Here is an 11,353-nt window from a genome sequence, read left to right as displayed (position 1 = left end):
ACAGACGGGCCACTGACAGACCGGGCGGGGCTGCCCGGAGCGCCGATCAGGCCCTCATCCTGCCGGGCAACACCCGGCGCCGATCCAGTGAGAGAGTGAGACATGTCCAAGAGCATCGAGGCGAAGGACCTCAACGTCTACTACGGCGACTTCCTCGCCGTGGAGGGGGTGAGCATCGAGATCGCCTCCCGGTCGGTGACGGCGTTCATCGGCCCGTCCGGCTGCGGAAAGACCACCTTCCTGCGGAGTCTGAACCGCATGCATGAGGTGCTGCCGGGGGCCACCGTCTCCGGGAAGCTGCTGTTGGACGGCGATGACATCTACGGCCCCGGGGTGGACCCGGTGACGGTGCGGACCATGGTCGGCATGGTCTTCCAGCGGCCCAACCCATTCCCCACCATGAGCATCCGGGACAACGTGCTGGCCGGGTACCGGCTCAACGGGACGCGGCTCTCCCGCGCGGAGGCCGACGACGTCGTCGAGCGGTCCCTGCGCGGGGCGAACCTGTTCAACGAGGTCAAGGACCGCCTGGACAAGCCCGGGTCGGGACTCTCGGGCGGTCAGCAGCAGCGGCTGTGCATCGCCCGGACCATCGCGGTGAAGCCGGATGTGATCCTCATGGACGAGCCGTGCTCCGCGTTGGACCCGATCTCCACGCTTGCGGTGGAAGACCTCATCGCCGAGCTGAAGGAGGAGTACACGGTCGTCATCGTCACGCACAACATGCAGCAGGCGGCCCGGGTCTCCGAACGGACGGCGTTCTTCAACATCGCGGGCACCGGCAAGCCGGGGAAGCTCATCGAGTATGACGACACCTCCACGATCTTCAACAACCCGAAGGAGAAGTCCACCGAGGACTACGTCTCCGGCCGGTTCGGCTGAGCGGCCCCGCCCGGGGTTGCCCCCGGAGGGATTGTCGCTAAACCTCGCTTAAGTGCGCGTATTCCGACAATCGTTCCGGGGCCAACGGGCAGGGCGTGCCGGGTGTCAGTACTCCAGCAGCGGAGAGAGCGCCAGCAGCAGGACCCCGGAGGCCGCACCGACCGCCAGAGGGGTCACCGCCCAGTAGGCGAAGAGCCGGATCGCCTGTGGCCAGTTCACGGTGGCGAACCGCTGGTTGGACCCGGCCCCGATCACCGAGGAGGCCGCGGTCAGGGAGGTCGACAGCGGCAGCGACATCGCCATGGAGCCGACGAACAGCAGCGCCGAGGTGGTCGTGGTGGAGACCATGCCGCGGAGCGGGTCGATGGTGACCAGTCGGTGGCCCAGCATGTGGCCGATGCGCCACCCGCCGGTCAGGCAGCCCAGCCCGATGAGCAGCGCGAAGACGACGTAGGCGACGGGGATCCAGGCGCCGGAGTGGTCGATGTTCGCCGCCGGAAGGGCCAGCAGCAGGATGAAGGCGAACCGCTGTCCCTGCTGCAGGCCGGTGCCCAGGCTGGTGAGCCCGGCGCACACCGCCTGCACGGTCCGGCTGGTCTCGTTGACGGCGTCGGGGTCCGCCCCGCGGGCGACCCGCACCGCCAGGAACACCAGGAGATAGGCCAGGCCGAAGGCGACCAGCGGGGAGAGCAGCAGGGTGGCCAGCGGGGCCGCCCACGGGAGGCCGAGCACCGCGCTGGAGTCCGTACCGTCGAGGATCATCGAGGCCAGGGCGCCGCCGATCAGTGCGGCCAGCAGGGCGTGGGTCGTCGACGTCGGCACCCCCCGGAAGTAGGTCCACAGGTTCCATCCCAGCAGGGAGATCAGTGAGGTCAGCAGGACGCCCAGGACCATCTGCGGGTCCATCCGCGGGAAGTCGAACCAGGAGAACAGGTGCACTCCCAGCGGGATGGTCATCAGCACTCCCAACGCGTTGGCCCCGGCGGCCAGCCGGGTCGCGATCCGCGGGGTCAGCGCTCGGGTGCGGGTGGGGATGGCGATGGAGTTGGCGACGTCGTGCATGCCGGCGACGAAAAGGTTGGGCAGCAGGACGACGACGATGAGGACGAGCAGCAGGATCTCCACGTGGCGGGCCTCAGGACTCCCGGACGATGATCGACCCCGCCGTGGTGCTGACCATCCGCAGCGACTCCACCGCCTGCAGCATCGCGCTGGCGATCTGCGCCTGCTGCAGTGCGATGTTGGGCTGGAAGGCGCTGTCGGAGGAGATCAGCCACTCCCGGTGGGTGCGATTGGCCTGCTTGGTGAGCCGCTGGATCTGGATCCAGTACTCCTCGAGGTGGTCGAAGTCGTCGAGCCGGGCCAGCGCGTCGATCGTGAGGTCCACCTGACGGCCCATGGTCTCCAGCTGGTCCGAGCTCTGGCGCGGCAGCACCAGGTTCTCCCGGGCGATGATGAGATCTCCGGCGGCCACCACATGTTCGAGGGTGCGGTTCAGCAGCTGGGAGAGGGCGTAGATGTCCTCCCGGGGGAGCGGGGTGAGGAAGACGCTGCGGATATGCGTCATCAGGTTGAAATGGAGGTCCATGGCGGTGCCCTCCAGGCCGATGAGCTCCTCGCGGAGCGGTCGGCGGTCGGCGGCGGGCATGCCCAGCAGCTGGGACAGCAGGTTGACCCCGGTCCGGACCTCCCGGCCGATGTCGGTCAGCAGCTCCACCGCCTGCGAGTGGCGCTGTCGTCGTGCGTTCATGCCGTGGTCCTCATCTGGTCTCCCGGTGAAGCGATGTCCGTGGAGAGTGTATAGCGGGAAGATGAATCGATTGTGCCGGTGGCTCCGCGACGGGATCCGGGGTCATGGGTCAGATCTGGGAGGCTCGGCGGGCTCTGCAGACAGGTGAACCCGCCGCATGTCAGGGCATGGGCGGGTTCAGAGCTGACGACGGTGCCTGCTGAGGGCCCGTCCGCTATGTGGTTTGGGGTGCCGGGCTGGGAACGCCTCACGGCGCGTGGCCGCTCGAAGCGGCTAAAGGTTGGAGCCCGGGGGTTACCTGCAGCCCGGCACATTCCCAGTGTCCCCCTGGAAGTCGCTGCGGTCAACTGTGTTCTCGGATCCGGTTCCCGTGTGTCTGCTCACGGGGACTGATGGGGCCGGTCGGCAGGGCCGATGAATCCTGGACCGTTCAGTCGTCGACCGTTCAGTCCTCGACCTCGATGCTGATGGTGCCGGAGGCGGCGCCGGAGCCGTAGCCGGAGACCATGATGGTCAGGACCCCGCCCTCGTCGACGTCGATTTCCAGATACGGGTCCAGCACGCTGTCCGACTCCGGATCTCTGACGCTGCGGTCGTCGTTGCGCTCCTCGGAGCCGTCGGGGAGCACGACGTCGAGGACCAGGTCTGCTCCGTCGTCGCCCCGGACGTCGAGCACCACGCGGGCTCCGTCCGGGACGTCGACGGTCGCCAGCCAGGCGGCGTCCGCGGCAGCCTCCACGGTGTGTTCCCCGTCCTCGAGCTGCTCGGCGACGGCGATCTGTTCCGTGGTCACTGTCACCTCAGCGGGGTCGCCGGAGAACTCGGTGACCACCACGTCGTACTCGCCCGGGACCAAGGCGGTCTCGAATCCGCCGTCCATGACGTTGGGGGAGTCGGTGCCGCCGTCGTCGGCGAAGGCGATCTCGGTGCCGTCGGCGTCCTGCAGCGCGAGGACCGGGTCGGTGCCCTGCTCGCTCTGCGTGGCCACGTGGTAGAGGCCGGCCTCTTCGACGCTGAGCTGCAGGCGGGTCTCGGCATCGTCGGGGACGTGCACCGTGACGGAGTCGTCGACGGCGAGGGTCTCGGGGTTCTCCTGGGGTCGCTCCGGCCCCGTGGTCGTGGTGGTGTCCTCGTCGGCTCCGATGCGCGAGACGATGACCACGACGAGGACGACGACGAGGACCAGGAACAGCCCGATGCCGAGCCCCAGCCCGATGATCAGGCCGCGGCCGGAGGAGCGTTGCGCCGGCTGCTGCTCCCAGGGCGGACGCTGGTCATGCGGGGGCTGTCCGGGGTGGCCGGGAGGTTGAGAGTGGCCCGGCTGCTGGCCATACCCGGAATGGCTGCTGTATCCGCTGGGCTGGCCGGGTACGGCAGGCTGACCGTACCCGGCGGCCTGACCGTACCCGGCGGTCTGCCCGTACCCGGTGGGCTGGCGAGACTGGCCTAACCCCGCGGCCTGGGCGTGCCCGGACGGGGGCGTGCGGTGCGGCATCGGCGTCCGGTGCGGGGTCCACTGCTGGCCGTCCCAGTAGCGCAGCTGGTCCTGCTGTTCGGGGTCCGGATACCAGCCCGAGGCGGGTGCAGTCATAGGTCCTCTTCCTTCCGGGCGTGCGGGAGGCTGTGGCCGTCCCCGCCCCTCATCGTCCTGGCTCAGCGTAATCTCGTCGCCGCAGGAGGGCCATGTATGACGGGAGTCGGCTCGGGTGGGCGATGAGCGTCGTCGGGTCGGGGCCCCGCACTCCACCCCGACCCCTGCCCCGAACCCCGCCCCGATCCACCATGGCCAGGCCCCGGAGCGCGGCACTATCATCGGGGCACAGACATCGCCCGGCAATGGTGGTGAGAGCGATGGTCAGCATTCCAGACAGCGCACAGGTGGTCGTCATCGGGGCCGGCATCGTCGGCAGCTCGATCGTGCGACATCTCGCCGAGCTCGGCTGGCGGGACATCCTCCTGGTGGACAAGGGCCCTCTGCCGGAGCCCGGGGGCTCCACCGACCATGCCTCGAACTTCGTGTTCCCCGTGGACCATTCGCGCGAGATCACCGAGCTGACCCTGGACTCGCTGCGGCAGTACCGAGCACTGGGCGTGCTCACCGAGCGCGGCGGGATCGAGGTGGCCCGCACTCCGGAGCGGCTGCAGGAGCTGCGTCGCCGGATGAGCTCGGCGGCCGCCTGGGGCGTGGAGGCCGAGCTCATCGGCCCCGCCCGCGTCCGCGAGCTCATGCCCCACATCCGCGAGGATCTGCTGCTGGCCGGCTTCCACACGCCCACCGGTGCCATCGTCGACGCCGTCCGCGCCGCGGAGCTCCTGCGCGCCCGGGCCGAGGAGCGCGGGGCACTGACCGTCGCCGACCGCACGGAGGTGACCGGGCTGGAGGTCGACGCCGGCCCGCACGGCGGGATGCCGGGCCGCATCCGCGCGGTGGTCACGGATCACGGCCGGGTGGAGGCGGAGCATGTCGTCGTCGCCTGCGGGGTCTGGAGTCCCCGGATCGCCGCCCTGGCGGATGCCCGCATCCCGCTGGTGGCCGGAGTGCACCAGATGATGGACCTCGGGCCGATTCCGGAGCTGGCCGCCACCGAGGAGTGGATCTCCCTGCCGCTGGTCCGGGACATGGACGCCCGCATGTACGCCCGACAGCGCGGACCGGACCTGGAGGTAGGCTCCTATGCGCACCGGCCGATCCTCCACGAGCCCGACGAGATCCCGCCCTTCGGCGCCCCAGGGCAGGCCTCGCCCACCCAGATGCCCTTCACCGCAGAGGACTTCGCCCCGCAGCTGGCCCATGCCCGGCAGCTCTACCCGGAGCTGCTGGGGGAGCAGGGCCGCGACGGCGTGGAGGTCACCCAGGCGATCAACGGGCTGCTCTCCCTCACCCCGGATGGCGCGCCGCTGCTCGGCGAGACCGCGGAGGTCCGCGGCCTGTGGTCCGCGGCGGCGGTGTGGATCAAGGAAGGACCCGGCGTCGGGCGGGCGGTGGCCGAGTGGATGACCGACGGGGCCTCCGAGGTGGACGTCCATGGGGCCGATGTCACCCGCTTCCCGCCCTATGCCCGCACCCGGCGCCACGTGCGGGCCCGGGCGGCTGAGGGCTTCCCCAAGGTGTACGGGATCGCGCATCCGCGTGAGCAGTGGGCCAGCAGTCGCCCGATGCGCACCAGTCCGTTCCATCCGCGCACCCAGGCGCTGGGCGGGGAGTTCTTCGAGGCTTCGGGCTGGGAGCGGCCGCAGTGGTACGCGGCCAACGCGCCTCTGGTGGAGGAGTATGCGCGCCGGATCGACCACCGGGTCCACGAATGGGACGCCCGCTGGTGGTCACCGATCATCGAGGCCGAGCATCTGAGGATGCGCCAGCACGCAGCCATGTTCGACCTCACCGCGTTCAGCGTCTTCGACGTCACCGGCCAGGCGGCGCTGGAGGGGGTGCAGCGGATGGCGGTGGCGAATGCGGACCGGCCCGTGGGACGGGTCATCTACACCCCGCTGCTGGATGTCCGCGGCGGCTTCCGCTCGGATCTGACCATCGTGCGGCTGGGGGAGCAGCACTTCCGGGTCATCACCGGAGCCGCCGACGGCGCCCGGGACCTGGCCTGGTTCCGCCGTCATCTGGCCGCTGAGCTCGACGCCGGGCACGTCGAGATCCACGACCTGACCTCGGCGACCTGCGCGATCGGTCTCTGGGGGCCGCGTGCCCGAGACATCGTCGCATCGCTGACCGACGACGACGTTTCGGCTGACGGCTTCCGCTTCGGCACGGCACGGGAGGTGGTGCTCGCCGGGATCCCGACGCTGATGGTGCGCATCTCCTATGTGGGCGACCTCGGCTGGGAGATCCACCTGCCCACCGAGCACGGGCTGCCGCTGTGGGACGCCCTGTGGGAGGCCGGGCGGCCACACGGGCTGATCGCCGCAGGGGGCGGGGTCTATGGGACCACCGGTCGGCTGGAGAAGGCGCATCGGCTCTTCGGCGCGGAGCTCACCCCGGAGTGGGACCCGATGGAGGCCGGGCTCGCGCTGCCGACGGTCAAGGAGGCGGACTTCCTCGGCAAGGGTGCCTACCTTGCGGCCCGCGCCCAGGAGCCCGCCGCCGTGCTGTGCACCCTCGCGCTCACCGGCGTCGGGGCCGCGGAGCCGCGGTTCCCCACCGGCAATGAGCCGGTGCTCGACGTCGACGGCTCACCCCTGGTGGACGGCCGCGGGCGGCGCAGCTATGTCACCAGCGCGGGCCCGGCGCCGTCGCTGGGGCGATTCGTGATGCTGGCCTACCTGCCGCCCGAGCGCGCGGTGCTCGGCACGGAGCTGCTGGTGGAGTATCTGGGGACGCGACAGCAGGCCGAGGTGCTGGCGGTGGGGCGGGCGGCCCCCTTCGATCCGGAGCATCGTCGGCTGAAGGGCTGAAGGGCTGAAGGGCTGAAGGGCTGACAGGCCGGGTGCCAGGTCGGGGAGGAGCCGGCGTTTCGCCGGCGGTCAGCGACGGCCGCCGTGGCCCAGGCGCCTCGACAGGGTGTCGGCGGCCTGGATCACCGGCTCCCGGACGTCCGGGAGCCGGTCCGGCGGCAGACGGTAGGACGGGCCGGCCACGCTGATCCCGGCGACGACGGCGCCGCTGTGGTCGAAGACGGGGGCCGCCACCGCGTTGAGCCCCTCCTCGTACTCCTCCACGGCGTAGGCCCATCCGCGACCGCGGATGCGCTGCAGCTCTTCCGTCAGCTCGGTGGGGCGGGTGAGCGTGTGCGCGGTGAAGGGCTCCAGGCCGGCGTCGAACACCGTGTGGCGGTCCTCCTCCGAGAGGTGCGCCAGCAGCACCTTCCCGTTGGAGGTGGCGTGCAGGGCGGTGTGCTGGCCGATCCAGTTGCGCATGGCGACGGCGGTGTCAGCCTCGGCCTGGCAGACGTTGATGGCCACGCCGTCGCGGGTGATGGCCACGTTGGTGGTCTCGCCGATCTGGGCGGAGAGCTCGTCACACACGGGCTGGGCCTCCAGGGAGAGGTCCAGCCGCGCCGCCGTGGCGCCGGCCAGCCGCAGGCAGCCCACGCCCAGGCGGTACCCGCCGGCGCCGTCGGGAGCCTCGACCAGGTCATGGTGGACCAGCACCTCGGCCAGGCGACCCACGGTGGACTTGTGCACTCCCAGTTCCCGGGCCATCTGGCTGAGGGTGGCCTCGCCGTCGCGGGCCAGGATGCTCAGCACGGTCAGGGCGCGGTCCACGGACCTCACCGGTGCCCCCGGGGGGCGATGCGTCGGGGCGGTGGCGTTCTCCGGACTCGTCCGGGCGTTCATGGCAGGCCTCATCCCTTTCGAGCATGACGCGGTCGGTCTCGCAGGGCAAGGGTCACCGTCGCGCAGGGCGCAACCTATTGTGTGGTACGCGACACAGTGTCATGCTGGAAGTGTCCCGAAGATGTGGCAGCCGGGGAGGATCCCATGACGCTCGATGAAGGCCCGCTGACCCTCGACGACGGCCTCGGCGCCGTCGTCCCGGACCCACGGATCCTGCTGTATCCGCGCCTGAGGAAATCACCGTTCTTCTGGGCGTCGCGGCGGCATGGAGTGGCGATGTACAGCGTGTACAACCACACGTATCACCCCCGGCACTACGGCGATCCGGTCGCCGAGTACTGGGCGCTGCTCAACGGGGTGACCCTGTGGGACGTCGGCGTGGAACGGCAGATCGAGATCACCGGACCTGACGCCTTCGAGTTCACCAACATGCTCGTCCCGCGTGACCTCACCAAGTGTGAGGTCGGACAGTGCAAGTACGTCTTCATCACCGGCGAGGACGGCGGCATCCTCAACGACCCCGTCCTGCTCCGCCTCGGAGAGAACCACTTCTGGCTCTCCCTGGCCGACAGCGACATCCTGCTCTGGGCCCGCGGGCTGGCCATCAACTCCGGATTGGACGTCACCGTCGAAGAGGCCGACGTCGGCCCCGTCCAGGTCCAGGGCCCGCTCTCTGGGCAGGTCATGGCCGCGATCTTCGGCGACGGCGTCTTCGACATCGGCTACTACCGGCTCCAGGAGTATGAGCTGGACGGCATGGAGGTCATCGTCTCCCGCACCGGGTACACCGCGGAGCTGGGCTTCGAGATCTACGTCAAGAACGCCTCCCGCGACGGCGTCAGGCTCTGGGAGACCGTCTGGGCGGCCGGCGAGCCGTTCGGGATGCGCGTCATCGGGCCGTGCCATATGCGGCGCATCGAGGCCGGCATCCTCGCCCACGGCTGCGACATCACCTTCGACACCAACCCCTTCGAAGTCGGCATGGGATACGACTGGATGGTGGATCTCGAACAGGAGGCCGACTTCATCGGCAAGGCGGCCCTGACCCGCATCAAGGAGCAGGGTGTCAGCCGTCGTCTGGCTGGGGTGGAGATCGGCGGCGCACCGCTGGGCACCTTCAACGACGGCTCCATGATCGAGGCCTTCCCCGTCTGGCGAGGAGGAGAACGCGTCGGCGAGGTCACCTCCGCCTGCTTCTCCCCCCGGTTGGAGCGCAACATCGGCTTCGCGATGGTGCCGACCGAGCTCAGCGACATCGGCACGGAGCTGGACATCGAGACTCCGGCCGGCATCGTGCCCGCCGTGGTGGTGCCCAAGCCGTTCGTGGATCCCACCAAGGATACGCCCAAGCAGGCGTTCGTCGCGGGCAACGGGCATCCGGCCACGGAGAACTGAACCCGCTGGCGGCGAGTCTGGCCGCGGCGGACCGCGGCGTCGTAGTCTCAGCCGACCACCCCGTCACGTCCATTCCGGTCGCACCGGCCGGGCACCGACGTCGGCGCCGACCAGCGCGCCTCAAGGAGGGACACCTGGATGACCACCACCCGTCACACCGGATCCGACGAGGGCCGCACGGAGGCCAGCGCTCGTGGCAACGGTCAGGGGGCCGTGCCGCTCAGCGCCCAGGACAGCCTGGGGATCTCCTCGCGGACCGAGCTGCGACCCATCCATCAGATCGGCGCTGAGCTGGGCCTGGACGAGGACCTCATCGAGCCCTACGGGCGGGGCGTCGGGAAGGTGGACCTCGCCGCGATCGATCGTCTCGCGGACCGCCCGCAGGCCAAGTACATCCTGGTCACAGCGATCACTCCGACCCCGCTGGGTGAGGGCAAGACCACCACTGCGGTGGGGCTCAGCCAGGGGATGGCGCGCACGGGCCGACGGGCCGCCGTCGCCGTCCGGCAGCCCTCCCTGGGACCGACCATGGGGATCAAAGGCGGCGGCACCGGCGGCGGGTGGAGCCAGGTGGTGCCCATGGAGCGGCTCAACCTGCACCTGACCGGCGACATCCACGCGGTCACCGCGGCGCACAACCAGCTGGCCGCCATGGTGGACAACCACCTGCACCGCGGCAGCCCCTCCGGGCTGCATCCGGAGCGGGTCACCTGGCGCCGGGTCATGGACGTCAACGATCGCTCCCTGCGGCAGATCGTCTCCGGCCTGGGGCCCGCCGGGGGAGGGCCGACGGCGAACGGGCCGGTCCGCCAGACCGGCTTCGACATCACGGCGGCATCTGAGGTGATGGCCACTCTGTCCCTGGCGCGCTCACTGGAGGACCTGCGGGCCCGGCTGGGACGGATCGTGGTGGGCACCACCGGTGACGGTGAGCCGGTCACCGCCGAGGACATCAAAGCCGCCGGCGCCATGACGGTGCTGCTCAAGGAGGCCATCCGCCCCAACCTGCTGCAGACCGTGGAGCACACGCCTGCCCTGGTGCACTGTGGGCCCTTCGGCAACATCGCCACCGGCAACTCCTCGGTGGTGGCGGACCTGATCGGCGGCCGGGCCACCGACTACCTGATCACCGAGGCCGGCTTCGCCGCGGATATGGGTGCGGAGCGGTTCTTCAACATCAAATGCCGGATCTCCGGACTGGCGCCGGACGCAGCCGTCGTCGTGGCCACCGTGCGGGCACTGAAGGTGCACTCCGGCAGGCACCGGGTGGTGGCTGGGCGGCCGCTGCCCGAGGGGATGCTGCGGGAGAGCCCGGAGGACGTGCGCACCGGCGCGGAGAATCTGCGGGCGCAGCTGCGGATCATCCGCCGCCACGGGGTGACCCCCGTGGTGGCGGTCAACGCGTTCCCCACGGACTTCCCCAGCGAGCACGAGGTCATCGCGCAGGTGGCCGCCGAGGAGGGCGCGCGGTGTGCGGTGTCCACGCATTTCGCCGACGGCGGCGCCGGCGCCGCGGACCTGGCCGATGCGGTGGCCGAGGCTGCGGAGGAGCCGAGCGAGTTCCGGTTCCTGTACTCCGACGAGGCGCCGCTGGTGGAGAAGATCGAGACCATCGCCACGCAGGTCTACGGGGCCGACGGCGTGGACCTCTCGCCGGCGGCCGCCAAGGACCTCGCCGCCTACACCGAGGCCGGATACGGGCGGCTGCCGGTGTGCGTGGCCAAGACCCACCTGTCGCTGTCCTCGGACCCGAAGCTGGTGGGGGCGCCCAGCGGCTGGCGGCTGCCGGTGCGGGAGGTGCGGCTCTCCGCCGGGGCCGGATTCGTCTACCCGATCTGCGGCACCATGCAGACCATGCCCGGTCTGGGCTCCTCCCCGGCGGCGGAGAGCATCGACATCGACGACGACGGGCAGGCGATCGGGCTGTTCTGACGTCGCGCCGAGTGAGCTCCCGTCTCCCTTCCCGTGAGCCTCCTTCCCGTAAGTTGGTCTGGAGTTTGGGGGGGGGGGGGGGGGGGGGGGGGGGGGGGGGGGCCCCCC

Annotated in this window: 8 protein-coding genes; 4 read left to right on the top strand and 4 right to left on the bottom strand. The window is 70.5% G+C overall.

The window, feature by feature from the left end; all coding sequences use genetic code 11:
• Positions 1–102: 102 nt before the first annotated feature.
• Positions 103–882 carry a phosphate ABC transporter ATP-binding protein PstB gene (pstB, locus tag Q7C18_RS11055; protein ID WP_070162697.1) on the top strand — a complete coding sequence of 260 codons (780 nt, stop codon included), beginning with the start codon at positions 103–105 and terminating at the stop codon, positions 880–882.
• 105 nt (positions 883–987) lie between these two features.
• On the opposite strand, the gene Q7C18_RS11050 is transcribed toward pstB, so the two are convergent.
• From Q7C18_RS11050 to Q7C18_RS11040, 3 genes are all read right to left on the bottom strand, one after another.
• Positions 988–2,007, bottom strand: coding sequence for an inorganic phosphate transporter (locus Q7C18_RS11050; RefSeq protein WP_070162695.1), 1,020 nt, complete (start codon positions 2,005–2,007; stop codon positions 988–990).
• A gap of 10 nt (positions 2,008–2,017) precedes the next feature.
• A complete protein-coding gene (locus tag Q7C18_RS11045; RefSeq protein WP_083277818.1) occupies positions 2,018–2,632 on the bottom strand; it encodes a DUF47 domain-containing protein in 615 nt (204 codons plus the stop codon).
• A gap of 445 nt (positions 2,633–3,077) precedes the next feature.
• Positions 3,078–4,223 (bottom strand): DVUA0089 family protein, encoded by a 1,146-nt coding sequence (locus Q7C18_RS11040; protein WP_311025445.1) that lies wholly within the window; start codon positions 4,221–4,223, stop codon positions 3,078–3,080.
• A 260-nt stretch (positions 4,224–4,483) separates the two neighbouring features.
• On the opposite strand from Q7C18_RS11040, the gene Q7C18_RS11035 reads away from it, so the two are divergent.
• Entirely contained in the window at positions 4,484–7,036 is a 2,553-nt protein-coding gene (locus Q7C18_RS11035; RefSeq protein WP_311025444.1) for an FAD-dependent oxidoreductase, read from the top strand.
• Between the two features lie 69 nt (positions 7,037–7,105).
• On the opposite strand, the gene Q7C18_RS11030 is transcribed toward Q7C18_RS11035, so the two are convergent.
• Positions 7,106–7,918: an IclR family transcriptional regulator gene (locus Q7C18_RS11030; protein ID WP_311025443.1), complete on the bottom strand. Its 813-nt coding sequence runs from the start codon at positions 7,916–7,918 to the stop codon at positions 7,106–7,108.
• 144 nt (positions 7,919–8,062) lie between these two features.
• Here Q7C18_RS11030 and Q7C18_RS11025 point away from each other — a divergent pair, with 144 nt between their 5' ends.
• Both Q7C18_RS11025 and Q7C18_RS11020 read left to right on the top strand, forming a co-directional pair.
• Entirely contained in the window at positions 8,063–9,313 is a 1,251-nt protein-coding gene (locus Q7C18_RS11025) for a glycine cleavage T C-terminal barrel domain-containing protein (RefSeq protein ID WP_311025442.1), read from the top strand.
• Positions 9,314–9,451: 138 nt separating this feature from the next.
• On the top strand, positions 9,452–11,245 hold the full coding sequence (locus tag Q7C18_RS11020) for a formate--tetrahydrofolate ligase (RefSeq protein WP_311025441.1): 1,794 nt from the start codon (positions 9,452–9,454) through the stop codon (positions 11,243–11,245).
• The last annotated feature ends 108 nt before the right edge of the window (positions 11,246–11,353 follow it).

It is taken from the genome of Nesterenkonia sp. CL21 (assembly GCF_031705515.1).
Lineage (GTDB): Bacteria > Actinomycetota > Actinomycetes > Actinomycetales > Micrococcaceae > Nesterenkonia > Nesterenkonia aethiopica.
The sequence above is the reverse complement of the archived record's forward strand: the minus strand, read 5'-3'. Positions and strand labels throughout refer to the sequence as shown.

Coding starts and splice junctions, on each gene's coding strand:
- Q7C18_RS11025 (WP_311025442.1), top strand. CDS start 8,063: ATGACGCTCGATGAAGGCCCGCTGACCCTCGACGACGGCCTCGGCGCC.
- Q7C18_RS11045 (WP_083277818.1), bottom strand. CDS start 2,632: ATGAACGCACGACGACAGCGCCACTCGCAGGCGGTGGAGCTGCTGACC.
- pstB (WP_070162697.1), top strand. CDS start 103: ATGTCCAAGAGCATCGAGGCGAAGGACCTCAACGTCTACTACGGCGAC.
- Q7C18_RS11030 (WP_311025443.1), bottom strand. CDS start 7,918: ATGAACGCCCGGACGAGTCCGGAGAACGCCACCGCCCCGACGCATCGC.
- Q7C18_RS11035 (WP_311025444.1), top strand. CDS start 4,484: ATGGTCAGCATTCCAGACAGCGCACAGGTGGTCGTCATCGGGGCCGGC.
- Q7C18_RS11040 (WP_311025445.1), bottom strand. CDS start 4,223: ATGACTGCACCCGCCTCGGGCTGGTATCCGGACCCCGAACAGCAGGAC.
- Q7C18_RS11020 (WP_311025441.1), top strand. CDS start 9,452: ATGACCACCACCCGTCACACCGGATCCGACGAGGGCCGCACGGAGGCC.